Source organism: Rhizobium sp. SG570 (assembly GCF_012275345.1).
GTDB classification, from domain to species: Bacteria; Pseudomonadota; Alphaproteobacteria; order Rhizobiales; family Rhizobiaceae; genus Rhizobium; species Rhizobium lusitanum.
In genome coordinates this window covers 20,689-34,861 of sequence record NZ_JAAZQI010000026.1, presented here as the reverse complement: position 1 = coordinate 34,861, position 14,173 = coordinate 20,689, and the positions used below count along the sequence as shown (strand labels likewise).

Below are 14,173 nucleotides of genomic sequence, written 5' to 3'. Positions count from 1 at the left end.
GATAAGTTTGAATTCCAACTTCAAGGAATCGGGTAGATGGTGCCACAGTTCGACATTGAAGCGCTGCGTACGATGATCGTGGGCACCGACCTCGGGAGTTTCGCGCGCGCCGCTCTACATCTCGGCAGATCGCAGTCAGCTGTCAGTATGCAGCTGAAGCGCCTCGAAGAGCAGGCAGGTCATGCCCTGTTCCACCGGCGCGGTCGCGGATTGGTGCCAACGGAAGCAGGCGACACTCTCCTCAGTTACGCGCGTCGGATCGTAGCTATGCATGATGAGGCAGCCATGGCGTTGGGTGCATCGGTGGCACCGCCAACTATCCGCCTGGGCCTGCCACAGGATTTCTTCGAAGAGGTCATGCCCAGTGCTCTCGCGACCTTCTGCCAGAAACGACCGAACGTGCATGTCGCGGTTCGTGCAGGCAGAAACTACGCGCTCGAAGACGAAGTAAAGTCCGGGCGGCTCGATCTTGCTCTCGCTTTCGCAGGCATGGATCGTCCGGGAACTGGGGAACTCCTGGCGACGATGCCGATGTTTTGGCTTTCCAAAGATGAAGACAGTGAACCGCTTCGCGATGTCTCTGGCACTCTTCCGCTTGTGCTCTTTGATCATCCCTGCCTGTTCCGGCAGGCTGCACTTCGCTCGCTTGATGAGGCTGGCATCCGATGGCGCCTTTCCCTTACCACGCCCAGCCTGCCCGGTGTTTGGGCGGCCTTACGGTTTGGATTGGGCGTCACCGTGCGCACAGCCCATGGCGTGCCGCCCGGAATACGTCGGCTGGACAATTGCTTGCCGGCACTGCCGCCGCTTGAGTTGCGGATGTTGAAGCAGGACCATCTGCCAAAAGCCGCTCAGGATCTCGCACACATCCTCAAGGCTACGATCGAAAATCCAGGCGTGGCTGCCCAACTGCCGACACGGTGAACGGTGCCACGCACGTCCCTGCTGCCAAGGCTCACGGTGCTCGATGACTGCCCGGATATCTACCTCTGCCCCTTGGCACCGGCTATCGCGGCGATTTCCTCTCGGAGCCATCTATGCGGGGCATCCTTTTCGCGACGGCGATGCCATGTCTGGACGAATGGAAAGCTGCTCAACTGGAACGGCAGTTCGCTGCACTGGAGGCCTCCCTTTCCCAGATACTCAATGCTGCGCTTCGCTGCGGTCAGCACGAGATCGCTTCCCCTGACAAGGTCGGGTGCGGCAGACCAATGTGGAAGCTGAACTGCGATGCGGCGCTTGTAACCAAGACGAGCAAGCGCGTCGTCGACCTCACTGTCGTCTTGCAACGCAACACTAACCCGCACATGAGGACGGGCGAGATAATCATCGAAGGAAAACGCGCCACACGCGCTCGATTCATCGAACAGGCAAGCAAACGTCTCTTCAAAGAGCAGTGCACTTCTGAGGTCGGCGTGCCCAGCCTGCTTGAGGATGGGATATACCCCAACCGCCAGATCAATCTCCCCGTCTATCAGCGCGGCAAGCGCGCGTTCCCTGCCGTATGATACGATAGAAAGGTCCACCAACGGTGCCGACTTTCGAAGTCGCGATACGAGGGTGGGCAGGAGGATTGCCGCTCCATAGTCCGACAGAGAAAGACGGAAATTGTGGTGGCACTGCTCCAAGTTGAAGGACGGCTGGGCGACCATGGAACGCATCAGCGCAAGGGCCTCAGCCAGTGGCTCAGCGAGTTGAAGCGCCCGCGCTGTTGGCTGCAAGCCGCCTTGGCCTCTCACCAGCAGCGGATCGTTGAAGATGTCTCTTAACCTCGCCAGAGCGTGGCTGACCGCCGGCTGTGAACGGTTGAGTCGCAATGCTGCGCGCGAGACATGTCGCTCCTCGATCAGCGCCTCGAGGAACGGCAGCAAACCCAAATCGGATGGATGGAAATTATTCGTCTCCTGCATAATTCCTATAGAAATCTTCGATTTCCATTCGATCTGTCAATGATGCAAATTGAGGGAAAAGGAGAATTGAACATGATCCGGTCGCCCGAAACAGATGTAGGATTGTCCCACGTAGCGCTGGTCGTGCGCGATCTCGATAAGAGCATCGCCTTCTATCAGGAATTTGCCGATCTTCAGGTAATTCATCGCCGAACCGCAGGCGACGATATCGAAGAGGTCGCGTGGATGGCGGATGGCTCGCGCCCGTTCGCGCTTGTCCTCGTTGCATCTACGAATTTGAATGATACGCCACTCGGACCATTCGGTCACATAGGCATTGCGTGTGCCAAGCCGGGAGATGTCTCGCGCCGTGCGGCCGAAGCTGAGCGCCGCGGCATCCTGCGGTCTGCCCCGCGCAATGATGGGCCGCCGGTCGGCCTCTGGACGTATATCTCTGACCCGGATGGCAACACGCTTGAATTGTCGTTCGGGCAGGAAATAGCATTCAGTATCAGCAGTGGCCACGATGCTCTCGAAGTGTCGCCCCGAACTTGATCCGGAAGACCGAAAATCGGAAAGTAGCGAGCAGCGTAGCCGTCGTCGCCTCACAGATGGCTTTTGTCAATCACGGCTGCAGCGTGCCTTCTGTTCCGGTCGCCAGCCAGCATTATTGGAAACTTCTAATGGCTCTCCCCAAGCTACGCGTCGCACGTCCCACCGACGATATAGAAGCGCTTATTCGTTTTTATGGAGACGGCCTCGGGCTGGAAATTTTGTATCGATTTGAGGACCACGATGGTTTCGACGGCATAATGCTCGGACATGCGGGCGCACCTTATCATTTCGAGTTCACGAAGGCGCATGGACATGCCGCAGGTCGTGCGCCGACACGAGACAATCTCCTCGTGTTCTACCTTCCGGACCCTACAGAATGGCAGGTTGCCGTCGAAAGAATGGAAGGAGCCGAGTTCAAAGCCGTCGCGGCGTTCAACCCCTATTGGGATCGCTCAGGCCGTACCTTTGAAGACCCCGATGGCTATAGGGTTGTGATCCAGCGAGCTGATTGGCATGCCTGACGGAGCAATGCCTCTGCGGAGCTCCCTTGCTTCCGGCAAATGAATGAGGAAGGGACAATGACGACAATTAGACGCTCCCGGCCCGACGAGGGCGATCGCGCAGTGGAAATTTGGCGTGGCGCGGTTGATGCAACACATGACTTTCTCTTGCCGGAGGATCGCCTTTCCATCGAAGAGATGGTGCGTGGCTTTCTGCCCCACGCGCCGCTTTGGCTTGCCGTGGATGCTAATGACTATCCGCTAGCCTTCATGCTAATCGACAAGGGCCACATGGAGGCGCTGTTCGTCGATCCCGCATGTCGAGGAACTGGAATTGGTGCCGCACTGGTACGCCACGGCCTTACACTTCATCCTAAAATGACAACCGACGTCAATGAGCAGAACAGTCAGGCGGTCGGCTTCTATGAAAAAATGGGCTTCAGGCACATCGGTCGTTCGCTGCTCGACGGGCAAGGCAAACCTTATCCTCTCATCCACTTGAAGTACGGTGAATGACCGCAAGCTTTCATATCTCACAACCTCAAGTTATTTGGAGTCGCGTCGTGGCGGACCACTAACACCCGGCGCGCACCATGAGGCGGTCGCAGTCCAGGTGAGATACTGACCAGTGTCGGGACCCGCCCGAAATCTGGTCATAAATCGGGCTAAAAAGCACTATCGATCCCGATGGGGAACCTAACGCACGGAGTTATAAAGAATGAGCAAGTTGAAGATAAGGCGGAAGTAAAGACAAAATGACCCGGATGTTCACACGACGGACTACATTTCTGACCCCTCTCATTGCATTACCTTGGTTGTTGGAGGTTGGCGCGCGCGCAGATGACGGCCGAAGCATTGTCGAAGACCAGCTCCGGGAACTCGAAATCCGCAGTGGTGGTCATCTTGGCGTTGCGGTCCTGGACACCGCGACCGGTCAGGTAATCGGGAACCGTCTCGATGAACGCTTCGCTCTGTGCAGCACGTTCAAGGCTCTGGCTATCGCGTTCACGCTCGCTCGCGTTGATCGCGGAGAAGAGAAGTTGGATCGAAGAATCTTCTTCGGCGAGAAGGATCTGGTTATGCCTTTCAAGGCGACCAAGCCGCACATTGCTGACGGGATGACCGTCGAGCAGCTCTGCGAAGGGGCGGCAATTGTCAGCGACAGCACCGCGGCAAATCTGCTGATGGCCAACTTCGGCGGACCTTCTGCATTGACCGCCTATCTGCGCTCAATAGGTGACCAGATAACCCGTATCGACAAGACCGAACTGACTCTCAATATCGTCAAGCCGGGAGAAACGCACGACACGACTTCGCCGCGCGCGATGGTCGGCACACTGCAACGCATCGTGCTGGGCTCCGCTCTGTCGCCGACGTCGCGGGCGCACCTGACCGAGTGGATGATGGCGTCCAGAGATGCGGCCGCACAGCGCCTGCGGGCTGGTTTGCCGGCGGGGTGGCGGATCGCGAACAAGCCCGGGACGTGGGAGGGAATAGCCACCAACGATATCGGGGTGATCTTTCCACCCAATCGCCCTCCCATCGTCGTCGCGGCCTATCTCGGCAAGGCACGTGGTTCCGTGGTAGAACAGGAAGCCGTTTTGGCCCACGTAGCACGCATCGTTACGAGAAACGCATAATCGAACGGCCTGCCAGCGGCGGCGGAACGGCCGCTGTCGATCAAGCAAGCGTCACCTCAGCCGGCGCGGGGCAGAATGTGCGCTTCCGAAAGCAGCCAATCCGCAAACGCCTGTATCGGACCGTCACTCAACCGGATCGGCTCTGGGAGGATCAGGCTGAAGGTCTTGGAGATCGACTGGCCTTCAGGCCAGGGCGCGACCAGACGACCTTTCGCCAATTCCGTCTCGACATAGAGGTGCGGCACCAGTGCGACGCCAAGTCCCGCCAAAGCCGCCTCGATCAGCATGATGTGGAGGTCGTAGCATGGGCCGATCGCGGGATTGGTGAGCGTGATTCCGGCTTCCTGCGCATAACGCTGCCAGGCATCCGGGTTCTGGCGACGGTGCAGACGTGGCAGGCGGTCGAGCGATGCCGCGTCTGCGGCTTTGTCGAGAAGCGCCGGATGACAGACAGGCACCAGCGTCTCGTGCAGCAACCGGTGTGTCCTCATTCCGGTCCATGCGGGATGCTCGTAATGGATGGCAGCGTCGAAACCGCTTCCGGCGAGCACGAATGGTTCCATTCGTTCGGCAAGATGCACGATGATGTTCGGATGGCGCTCCTGAAATCGTCCAAGGCGGGGAATGAGCCATCGCGTGGCGAAAGTCGGGATCGTCGCGATATCGATGCTGGCGCCATCGCTGGGCTGCCCCATCAGATACTGGCTGTCACGCTCCAGCCGGTCGAGAGACTCGCGAACCTGGGCGGCATACCGTTCCCCGCTCGGCAGAAGCCTGACGCGGTTGCCGACGCGTTCGAACAGCGTCACGCCGAGGAAAGCCTCCAGCCGACCGATCTGCCGGCTGATTGCTCCTTCGGTCAGTGCCAGCTCGTCCGCTGCGCGCGCGAAGCTGCCATGACGCGCCGATGCCTCGAACGCCATGAGAGCGGAATTGCTGGGAATTTTACGGCGCATCCGCGGTCTCCGCAGGTTTGATCGGCATTTGATCGACCCAAGCTTGATATTAGATCATTGAAGGGTGACGCAATATCGATATTTAATAGATTGCTCGCCTCTTACAATGATAAAATATCAATGACTAACGAAGCCGGAGGCGCTGCGCGGCCGGCCGGAGGCGATAAGATGATCTATACAGTTGAATGCAGCTTTGCTGACCCGCACAGCAAGGCGGAGTGGAACGCGTTTTACAGCCTGGACAAGCTGCCTGCCCTGATTTCTGTGAGCGGCTTTCACACCTCACAGCGTTTCAAAGCGTTGAGCGGTGGCTGTCCCGTCTACCTCGCTCTCCATTCGATCGAGGGCCTCGATATTCTGACCGGCGAGGAATATAGCCAGAAGGGCGGCGGCAACTTCGCCCGCTGGCAGCAACACATCACCGATTGGCACCGGAACCTGTACGAGGGCGTGGAGCGCGCCCCGGCCGTCGGCGAAACCGAATATCTGGTGCTGAGCACAACAGGCCCTCAGCCGCTGCGCGAATTGGGCGTAACGCCCTATGCAATGCATGCGGTCGCCATGGAGAAGTTCCCGGAACATCGCTGGCTCGCGAAAGCAGGTGGCGACATGATCGGCGATATCGGGCATCTGCCGGACGATGTTCACGTCTATGTGCCGATGACGCCGCAATTGACGAACGGCGATGACGTCGCCTCCGCCATAGGTTGCTCTGACGACTGCTACACTTCTTGAAGGGCTAGAAATCTCAATGCCGGGTGTAATTGTATCGTGAGCGGTCGGTCCTGTTCCCAACGTCATCAATCCGAAGATCGCCGCTTATCGAGGTTTTCGGAGGCGCCGAATGTCGATATTGCAAAAGAAATGAAGCTGCTCAGCCGCGGCGTCATGCGTCTGTCGCGATAGTAGACGAGCCACATGGGGCGCTCGCCGAGCCGCCACTCTGTCAGGAGCGGGGTAAGGCTGCCTGTTTCGAAATCTCTCCTCACGAGGATTTCCGGCTGCATGATGATGCCCAACCCAGCCCGGGCTGCCGCGCGGACGGCCTGACCATTATTGACGGTGATCATCCTGACTGGCAAGACCTCAGGGCTCTCGTCGTCTCTCGTAAATCTCCATACGGAACGAGCCGACGGCGCAAAGGCGACAGCTTCGTGCGATATCTATGCAGAGGGGGAAGCCCTGGGCCTGGGCGACGACGATATGATGACCGTGGTTCAAGCGATTGAAGAGCGACCCGCCGCACTTCCAGCAGAGATCAGCTCAGATGGATTTCGCCCCCAGCCTGCATCCGAAAGTCCGGCCACGATCGACTTAGATTCCGCCTGTCTCACGTGCAGATGCGGTACTGGTTCTTCATAGCTGACGCTATAACCTTCGCCCATTCTCTCAATGCGTGCAAAGCCACGCTCGCCAAGATGCATACCGGCGATCAGAAGCCGTTCCGCACTGACGATATCCAACAGTCTCGATCGCGTCGACGCTGCGAGATTGCTATCCTGGTCGAATGCAATCGAAACATCCGGCCGCGGGATCTGGATATGGGGGAAATGGACGATGTCGCCCCAGATCAACACGCTTTGGCCACCGCACTCAAGATGATAGCCGGTATGCCCTGCCGTATGACCGGGGAGCGGAACAGCCGTCATGCCGGGAAGCACTTCGCCGGTCTCAAAGGTTCGCAACCTGTCACGATAAGCGTTAAACGCCCGACGGGCGAAATGGAAGTTGCCCTGAGCGCGTTCTGGCGCGCGACCGAGATTGCCGTCATCCTGCCAGAACGCGATTTCCTGCTGATGAACGAGGAGCTCGGCGTTCGGGAATGCGGCTTCACCTGAGGAGTCGATCAGGCCGCCAACATGGTCGGGATGAGCGTGCGTCAGCAGAACGGCGTCAATATCAGCGGGGTGGATGCCTGCAAATACGAGATTGTCTTTCAGCCGCCCGCCCCATTGTTTGAAGCCGCCCGCTCCGGCATCGATCAGCACTGTGCGGCCACCTTCACGCACAAGATAGCAGTTGATGTGGACAGCGGTATGATCCGGCATCCCTGCATTCTCCTGCATTTGAGAGGCGTCGTCAGCATCGATATTCGAGAGCAGGTCGAAACCGGCATGGAGATAACCGTCACTGATGGCGGTGATGGTCAGCTCACCGATAGTCTGGTTTGGAAATTCGGATACGGTCATGATCGCCTCTGGCGTGGATTCAGTTGCGTGCATGGATGCTCGACGCCTCATAGCCGAAGCAGCGAATGCGCGCGGTCAGATGGAGGCTATCCCCGATGGCGCCGTCCAGTTCTTCCATGAACTGATCCATCAGCGCCGCTGTCCGGAAAGGTTCGAGGCGATACTGGATCTCGACAAAGGCCGGATGACCCCGGCCATGCCGAACGGCGACGAAAATGACATGCACATTCGTCAAGGCAGCTTGAAGGATGCCCGTACACAGTAGCGTGCAGCGCTCCGTGAGGGCTGCGAGCGTATCGTCCGGCGGCATTCTGTCTTGCGGGATGTACAGGGTGACATTCGGCATCGGCGTTCACCGCGCGCTCGCAGAGGCAGCGTCATCGCCGCTCGTCAATTGCGGCGTCATCGGCGCATAGACGTGAATGTCGTCCGGCAGATGCCCGATATTCGGGAATATGTCGCGCGCCCCTTTCGCAAGCCAACGATGCTCGGGGAGTTTCTCCATGGCGACTGCCCGCATGGCAAACGGCGTCAGGCCCAGATCGTGCAGCGGCTCGGGTCCTTTTGCGCTCAGCACTAGGTATTCGGTCGAGCCGACAGCCGGGGCACGCTCGATACCGTCGTAAAGGTTACGGTGCCAGTCAGTGATGTGTTGCTGCCATCGAGAAAAATTGCCGCCTCCCTTCTGGCGATATTCTTCGCCAGTCAGAATGTCGAGGCCGTTGATCGAATGAAGAGCGAGATAGACAGGGCAACCGCCAGTCAACGCCCTGAACCGCTGTGATGTGTGGAAACCGCTCACCGAAATCAGGGCGGGCAGCTTGTCCAGGCTGTAGAACTCGTTCCATTCCGTCTCGGTGTGGGGATCAGCAAAACTGCATTCAACCGTATAGATCATCGTACCACCTCCGACCGCGCATTTCGTGCCGGCCTCACTTTCATTGATGTTTGATCAAGTTAAGCTATTGTGAGCGCCAGCAATAACGATTTGGAGTCATGCTTCGATGATCTTATATCAAGGTGAGGGAACCAATACGCCAATCGAACCCTTAGGAGTGCACTCATGCGCCGCAAGATCCCCAGCAATTCGGCTCTTATGGCGTTCGAAGCGTCGGCGCGTCATGGCAGTTTTGCACGCGCGGCCGACGAACTGGCTCTAACGGAAGGCGCGATCAGCCGGCAGATCGGTCGGCTGGAGGCTTTCTTGGGTGTGACGTTGTTCGAGCGCATCGGCAACCGGGTCAAGCTTCTGCCAAGCGGGGAGCGGTATGCCGCGCAGGTTCGCGAGTCCCTCGACCGCCTGGAGCGTGACAGCCGGTATGTGATGGGGCAACCAAGCGATGGCGCCAGCATCGATATCGCGACGATCCCCACTTTTGCCACACGGTGGCTTATTCCTCGCCTTGGACGGTTTCGTGAGCGCCACCCGAATATCGTCGTGCATCTTGCCGAGCGAATGGAACCGTTCGTGCTCGCCGGAAGCGGTTTCGACGCCGCCATCCATTTCGAGCATCCCGCATGGTCCGGGATGAGGACACACCGGTTGCTGCACGAGACGCTGGTGCCCGTTTGTCATCCGGCGCTTTTCGACAAAGCCGTGGGCGCGGTGTCGCTCGACCAACTGCCCCGTCTTCACAGGCGCCAGAACCCGGACGCGTGGCAACGTTATGCGCAGGAGACAGGGATCACGCTCACCAATCCTGCGATCGGTCCATACTACGACCTCCATATTATGCTGATCGAGGCCGCACTGGCGGGACTTGGCGTTGCTCTGGTGCCGCGGCTATATGTCGAGACGGAGTTGGCGGAAGGGCGTCTAATCGCTCCTTGGCCCGAAAGCCAAGCGATTTCCAAGACGTTCAGCCTGATTCTCTCGGAGCCCATCCGGTTGAGTGACGCTCCGATACAGGCTTTTGCAGACTGGCTGCTTTCCGAAACTCATCGATTTGATTCCTTCGCGCATTATGACGCAGGGCGTTCAATCACTTAGCGTACCCAAAGCATGATCGCTGGTTCGATTTGCATCAAGAGCGTAATCCACAACGTCAGCTTTCGGCATTAAAACCGAAATCACATGCAGCGGGAGTCATCTTGCGCCGGGGAACAGAAGTTCCATCGGATAAGGAAGGGCGAGTTTCGGCATTTCATTTAAGGAAGTGTATTTGAGGCCGACGGTCTCAGGATCGGTAAAACTACCCGGCTCGCCGCTTGTTAGGCATTCAAAGAGGACTACCAAATACTCGACCCGATCTCCTTTCGGATACTCATATCGGAAATCCTTGCCACCAAACACCGCCAGAATTTTTGAGCTGGTGACTGTCAGCCCGGTCTCCTCTAGGACTTCGCGGGCGACAGCTTGTTGTGGTGTCTCACCCGGCTCGATAGCACCGGCGGGAAGGCTCCACCCTTCGCCGCGACCTTTGCGTTGGAGAAGCAGCCGTCCTTCGGCGTCGGAAATCACCGCTGCGACGCTCGGCAGCATAATGAGGTCGTGACCGATCTTTGCGCGGAGGGATTTAATATAATTCAAGGGCCTGATCATCCGATATCGAAGTTGCTGCACCTATGCATAAACTAAAGCTGCTCGCAGCTGCAATCGGTCTTGGCGCTTCGACGCGAACGTCGGCAGCACCCCGAAAGGTTTCACGCCTCCAGGGTCGCCAAAGGCTTGCTCCACCCCAGCCCAATCCAGACGGAGCAAGTCACTCTCTCTTGGGCCATCCGCGGGCAAGTGGCCGCCCCCTTGCGTTCGTCAGCCTGCGGCCATCGCGCTTGTAGCTCTGATTGCCCCGGCCGATTGATGGCCAATCAACTCGGCGTAAAATCCTCCCATTTCCACAAGGTCATCATGTGCTCCTCGCTCCACGATCCGCCCACCGCGCATCACCAGAATTTCGTCGGCTGCGCGGATCGTCGAGAGACGATGCGCAATGATGATTGTGGTTCGATCAACCATCAGTTCGTCAAGAGCTTTTCGAACGTGGGCCTCGCTTGCTGCGTCCAGATGGGAAGTGGCCTCATCGAGGATCAGGACAGGAGCGTTTTTGAGGAACGCCCGCGCGATGGAAATTCGTTGTCTCTGCCCGCCGGATAGCTGCACGCCACGCTCCCCGACCGGCGTTTCCAGTCCGGCAGGCAGGGAGCTCACGAAGTCCGTCAGAGCTGCCCGCTCGATCGCCTGCATCAACTCTTCATCGGTTGAGTCTGGCCGGGCGAGCCGGATGTTTTCCGCAAGGGTGGCGTTGAAGAGATACGTGTCTTGCGCGACGAGGGCGATATGCTCGCGAAGGCTATCGAGTGTGATGTCCCGCAGATTGTGACCGTCGATTGTTATGCGTCCTTTTTCCGGATCCCAAAAGCGTAGCAAGAGGTTGGCAATCGTCGTCTTGCCTGCACCCGATGAACCGACGAGGGCGATGCGTGCGCCGGAAGGTACTTTGAAATTGATGTCCTTCAGGATCGGTTCGCCGCTCGTGTCGTAGGAGAAGGTGACGTTCGAAAATTCCAGTGTCGACCCCCCGACCGAGTCTGGTAGTTGGCCCGGGCCGTCGGCGACCGGAACCGGCTCGACATTCACGGCATGTACCCGGCGTGTAGAGGCGATTGAATCGGCGAGTTGTCTTGCCGCCTGCGCGAGTTCCGATACCGGTACGAACGCCGCCGCGGAGAGGAGAGCGACAAGCGGCAGATAGGTTGGCTCAAATGCGTGGGTGTGGATCAGGATAGCAGACGTGATCAAAACGGATGCAGATCCAAGCGCTGATATCATCTCCTGCTTGGCAACCTGAAACGACAGATCGGCGTTCAGCGCAAGTCGGGTGCGTTGATACTCCGCCGTTTGGTGTTCGAAGGCGCCACGGCGGTTGCCGATCGCCCGAAACGCGATGAGCTCACCGAGACCTTGTACGGTGTCGACAACGAACGCATTGAGGCCACCGAGATCCTTGCGCGCTTGATTGCCGAGGCTGTCAACCTTGCGTCGTTCAAATACTGGTGCAAGAGCCGCGTAAAGCAGGAACGGCAATAGGACTACGGCAGTCGGCCAGGCAATGAATGCGAGGGCGATCAGCACGGACGTCGGCACCAGTATTGCCACCATGGCTGGAGCGACGACATGGGCAAAGAAGTACTCGACCGTTTCAACGTCCTGGGTGCCGAGCGACACTAGATCTCCAGTTCGTCTCTTGAGAAGATACGCCGGCGCGAGCTTCTCCAACACCCTGTAGAGATCCACACGCATCTGGGCGAGCAACCTGTAAGCCATGTCATGCGATCGCCAGGACTCGTTCCACTGCAGGAATGCAGCAACCGGCACCAGTATCGCCATCCAGACGAGATACGATCCGTAGGAGGTCCCGGTCTTGATCGTCGCGACCGTCAGAGCGCTGAGGGCGCTGACCCCGACGAGGGCGTAGACGCGACCGACACCGGACGTCACCGTCAAGATCAATTGCTTGCGCCAAGGCCCAATGAGGCTGAATAGCGTACCCAGCGTCTGGAACGCGGAGAGGTTCGCAGCAATCTTCTCACCTTCGGTCGTCTGAAGTTTCGCAGCAGCCTTGTGGGCGACGCCGGCTTCGACCTTGTCCTGCCGAGTTGAGGCTGGGGCAAAGTCCAACACGGTATCGCGTTCGCTCAACTCGATCTGTTCAGCCATCAGGTCGCGGTACGCGCCATCCCGGCCAATCAGCTCGGCATGGGTGCCGATGTCAGCGATATGGCCATCGGACACCACGAGGATGCGATCTGCGTTAATGACGCTCGACAGCCGGTGCGCGAGCACGATTGTCGTCCGCTTACGGGAGAGATCATCGAGAGCCGCCTGGATGATGGTCTCATTTTCCGCATCGACAGAAGAAAGCGCTTCATCAAGGATAAGGATCGGCGCATCTCTCAGGACCGCGCGCGCGATCGCGATACGCTGTCGTTGCCCGCCGGACAACCGGAGACCGCGCTCTCCGATCACCGTATTATACCCGTGGGGCAGGGCGGAGATGAATTCATGTGCATTGGCGGCGTGAGCTGCCGCCTCGACCTCCTCAGCGGTTGCGCCGGGACGCGCAATACGGATGTTGTCTTCGACTGTGCCGTAGAACAGGTATGTATCCTGCTGGACGACGGCGATCTGATCGCGAATATGGTCCGCTGAAAGCGTAGTGACGTCATGACCGCCAATGCGGATCATGCCGGTATTTGGGTCGTAGAACCGCAGCAGCAATTTGACGATCGTCGATTTTCCGGAACCACTGTAGCCGACGATCCCGATGCGCTCTCCTGCTTTGACGTCGAAGGAAATGTCCTGCAACGCGGCGCCTCGCTCGTCGGAATAGCTGAACCGGACGTTCTCGAAGGCGATAGACGGTTCCAGGTACGGGCTGTCGGCTGTTTCTCGCGGTGGCCTTGGCGGGGTTGCATCCAGCAAGCTCTTGATCCCGACCGCCGCAGCATTGGCCATCATTCCCCGGTGGAGCAGGGAACGCAGATCCCGTAAGGGGCGGAACACTTCCGTGCCCGCCATTAGAACGATCAGCAGCGCCTCGATGCTCATTTCCCCATGACTGACGCGCCAGGCACCAAGCGCGATGGCCGCGGCGGCGCCGCCGGCAATGGCGAGGTCCGTCAGGGCCCGGCTCATCAAGCTGGCCTGGAGCACGAACATCGTGCTATCTGCCAGCTGGTTTGCCTTGACGGCCAGTCGGTCGCCAAAAGCGCCGCTCTGGCCAAACGCTTTGAGTGTCGGCAGACCTTGCACGGCATCCAGAAAATCGGCGCCGAACGCCTTGAACGAGCGAACTCTCCTCAACGTTGATTCTTCGCCGATCCGTTTCAGAATAAGGGGAAGGACGAGTGCAAGGATAGCCGCAATAGAGATCACCGCTGCCACGGGAATATCCCAAAACGCAAGAATGCCGAAGAGCAGTATCGGGGCCAGCAACGCGATTGCCAGCTGCGGCAGAAACTGACCAAAGAATGTTTGGAGCTGCTCGACGCCGTCAATGGTCGATAACGCGATGGTTCCCGTCCGCCGTTCCGCCAGCCATGCCGGGCCGAGCCTGACGATCTGATCGTAAAGGCTCAGCCGCACTCGATCCTGTATGAGTGCAGCCGTGCGATGCGCAAGAAGGGCCCTCATGTACTCGAGCGCCATTCGCAAAGAGATCGCGACGATAAGCAACACGATCGCCATCACCAGCTCGCTCAGGGGAGCGCCTTCGAATAGGCGGGCAATCAACCATCCGAGGATAATGAACCTGGCGATCCCGAACATCAGGGATATGAACCCCAAGCCGATGGCGATCGCGATACGGGTTCGGAAGCCCTCAGTGGCTTTCCAAAGTTGCGCGTCGAAATGCATGATGAAGAGTCCTGGCAAAGTTTCGTAGGCGTAGTGTAGACTACGTCGTTGAGGCTTTCAAGGCGTAATACGTAGTATAGACTACGAAG

Annotated in this window: 15 protein-coding genes; 7 read left to right on the top strand and 8 right to left on the bottom strand. The window is 58.4% G+C overall.

Annotation, left to right across the window (positions count from 1 at the left end; genetic code table 11):
* Window positions 1–36: 36 nt before the first annotated feature.
* Window positions 37–924 (top strand): LysR substrate-binding domain-containing protein, encoded by an 888-nt coding sequence (locus FHT28_RS32275; RefSeq protein WP_168598452.1) that lies wholly within the window; start codon window positions 37–39, stop codon window positions 922–924.
* 59 nt (window positions 925–983) lie between these two features.
* On the opposite strand, the gene FHT28_RS32270 is transcribed toward FHT28_RS32275, so the two are convergent.
* Window positions 984–1,910: a LysR family transcriptional regulator gene (locus FHT28_RS32270; RefSeq protein ID WP_168598451.1), complete on the bottom strand. Its 927-nt coding sequence runs from the start codon at window positions 1,908–1,910 to the stop codon at window positions 984–986.
* Between the two features lie 39 nt (window positions 1,911–1,949).
* Between FHT28_RS32270 and FHT28_RS32265 the strand changes: the two genes are divergently transcribed.
* The 4 genes from FHT28_RS32265 (at window position 1,950) to bla (ending at window position 4,584) form a co-directional block, all read left to right on the top strand.
* Entirely contained in the window at window positions 1,950–2,444 is a 495-nt protein-coding gene (locus FHT28_RS32265; protein ID WP_210255947.1) for a VOC family protein, read from the top strand.
* Between the two features lie 128 nt (window positions 2,445–2,572).
* Window positions 2,573–2,965, top strand: coding sequence for a VOC family protein (locus FHT28_RS32260; RefSeq protein WP_168598450.1), 393 nt, complete (start codon window positions 2,573–2,575; stop codon window positions 2,963–2,965).
* 57 nt (window positions 2,966–3,022) lie between these two features.
* Entirely contained in the window at window positions 3,023–3,460 is a 438-nt protein-coding gene (locus tag FHT28_RS32255; protein ID WP_168598449.1) for an acetyltransferase, read from the top strand.
* 239 nt (window positions 3,461–3,699) lie between these two features.
* Window positions 3,700–4,584, top strand: a complete 885-nt coding sequence (gene bla, locus FHT28_RS32250) for a class A beta-lactamase (RefSeq protein WP_168598448.1) — start codon at window positions 3,700–3,702, stop codon at window positions 4,582–4,584.
* A gap of 56 nt (window positions 4,585–4,640) precedes the next feature.
* Here the strand turns inward: bla and FHT28_RS32245 are convergent, their stop codons facing one another.
* Window positions 4,641–5,540 (bottom strand): LysR substrate-binding domain-containing protein, encoded by a 900-nt coding sequence (locus tag FHT28_RS32245; protein ID WP_168598447.1) that lies wholly within the window; start codon window positions 5,538–5,540, stop codon window positions 4,641–4,643.
* A 168-nt stretch (window positions 5,541–5,708) separates the two neighbouring features.
* On the opposite strand from FHT28_RS32245, the gene FHT28_RS32240 reads away from it, so the two are divergent.
* Window positions 5,709–6,275: a sugar ABC transporter gene (locus FHT28_RS32240; protein WP_168598446.1), complete on the top strand. Its 567-nt coding sequence runs from the start codon at window positions 5,709–5,711 to the stop codon at window positions 6,273–6,275.
* Between the two features lie 65 nt (window positions 6,276–6,340).
* Here FHT28_RS32240 and FHT28_RS32235 read toward each other — a convergent pair whose 3' ends face one another.
* From FHT28_RS32235 to FHT28_RS32220, 4 genes are read right to left on the bottom strand one after another with little or no spacing between them, the layout of a single operon-like run.
* Window positions 6,341–6,703, bottom strand: coding sequence for a LysR substrate-binding domain-containing protein (locus FHT28_RS32235; protein ID WP_168598488.1), 363 nt, complete (start codon window positions 6,701–6,703; stop codon window positions 6,341–6,343).
* A 54-nt stretch (window positions 6,704–6,757) separates the two neighbouring features.
* Window positions 6,758–7,729: an MBL fold metallo-hydrolase gene (locus tag FHT28_RS32230; protein WP_168598445.1), complete on the bottom strand. Its 972-nt coding sequence runs from the start codon at window positions 7,727–7,729 to the stop codon at window positions 6,758–6,760.
* A gap of 19 nt (window positions 7,730–7,748) precedes the next feature.
* Window positions 7,749–8,075 carry a hypothetical protein gene (locus tag FHT28_RS32225; RefSeq protein WP_168598444.1) on the bottom strand — a complete coding sequence of 109 codons (327 nt, stop codon included), beginning with the start codon at window positions 8,073–8,075 and terminating at the stop codon, window positions 7,749–7,751.
* A 6-nt stretch (window positions 8,076–8,081) separates the two neighbouring features.
* Window positions 8,082–8,627 (bottom strand): sugar ABC transporter, encoded by a 546-nt coding sequence (locus FHT28_RS32220; protein ID WP_168598443.1) that lies wholly within the window; start codon window positions 8,625–8,627, stop codon window positions 8,082–8,084.
* A gap of 165 nt (window positions 8,628–8,792) precedes the next feature.
* Here FHT28_RS32220 and FHT28_RS32215 point away from each other — a divergent pair, with 165 nt between their 5' ends.
* Window positions 8,793–9,719 (top strand): LysR substrate-binding domain-containing protein, encoded by a 927-nt coding sequence (locus FHT28_RS32215; protein ID WP_168598442.1) that lies wholly within the window; start codon window positions 8,793–8,795, stop codon window positions 9,717–9,719.
* A gap of 96 nt (window positions 9,720–9,815) precedes the next feature.
* On the opposite strand, the gene FHT28_RS32210 is transcribed toward FHT28_RS32215, so the two are convergent.
* Window positions 9,816–10,259, bottom strand: a complete 444-nt coding sequence (locus tag FHT28_RS32210) for an NUDIX domain-containing protein (RefSeq protein ID WP_246705008.1) — start codon at window positions 10,257–10,259, stop codon at window positions 9,816–9,818.
* A 222-nt stretch (window positions 10,260–10,481) separates the two neighbouring features.
* The gene (gene cydC, locus FHT28_RS32205; protein WP_168598440.1) at window positions 10,482–14,084 is read right to left on the bottom strand and encodes a thiol reductant ABC exporter subunit CydC; all 3,603 of its coding nucleotides are present in this window, start codon (window positions 14,082–14,084) and stop codon (window positions 10,482–10,484) included.
* Window positions 14,085–14,173 lie beyond the last annotated feature (89 nt).

Excerpts from the sequence above, each read along its gene's own strand:
- FHT28_RS32275 (WP_168598452.1), top strand. The coding sequence starts at position 37 with ATGGTGCCACAGTTCGACATTGAAGCGCTGCGTACGATGATCGTGGGC.
- FHT28_RS32270 (WP_168598451.1), bottom strand. The coding sequence starts at position 1,910 with ATGCAGGAGACGAATAATTTCCATCCATCCGATTTGGGTTTGCTGCCG.
- FHT28_RS32265 (WP_210255947.1), top strand. The coding sequence starts at position 1,950 with ATGATGCAAATTGAGGGAAAAGGAGAATTGAACATGATCCGGTCGCCC.
- FHT28_RS32260 (WP_168598450.1), top strand. The coding sequence starts at position 2,573 with ATGGCTCTCCCCAAGCTACGCGTCGCACGTCCCACCGACGATATAGAA.
- FHT28_RS32255 (WP_168598449.1), top strand. The coding sequence starts at position 3,023 with ATGACGACAATTAGACGCTCCCGGCCCGACGAGGGCGATCGCGCAGTG.
- bla (WP_168598448.1), top strand. The coding sequence starts at position 3,700 with ATGACCCGGATGTTCACACGACGGACTACATTTCTGACCCCTCTCATT.
- FHT28_RS32245 (WP_168598447.1), bottom strand. The coding sequence starts at position 5,540 with ATGCGCCGTAAAATTCCCAGCAATTCCGCTCTCATGGCGTTCGAGGCA.
- FHT28_RS32240 (WP_168598446.1), top strand. The coding sequence starts at position 5,709 with ATGATCTATACAGTTGAATGCAGCTTTGCTGACCCGCACAGCAAGGCG.
- FHT28_RS32230 (WP_168598445.1), bottom strand. The coding sequence starts at position 7,729 with ATGACCGTATCCGAATTTCCAAACCAGACTATCGGTGAGCTGACCATC.
- FHT28_RS32225 (WP_168598444.1), bottom strand. The coding sequence starts at position 8,075 with ATGCCGAATGTCACCCTGTACATCCCGCAAGACAGAATGCCGCCGGAC.
- FHT28_RS32220 (WP_168598443.1), bottom strand. The coding sequence starts at position 8,627 with ATGATCTATACGGTTGAATGCAGTTTTGCTGATCCCCACACCGAGACG.
- FHT28_RS32215 (WP_168598442.1), top strand. The coding sequence starts at position 8,793 with ATGCGCCGCAAGATCCCCAGCAATTCGGCTCTTATGGCGTTCGAAGCG.
- cydC (WP_168598440.1), bottom strand. The coding sequence starts at position 14,084 with ATGCATTTCGACGCGCAACTTTGGAAAGCCACTGAGGGCTTCCGAACC.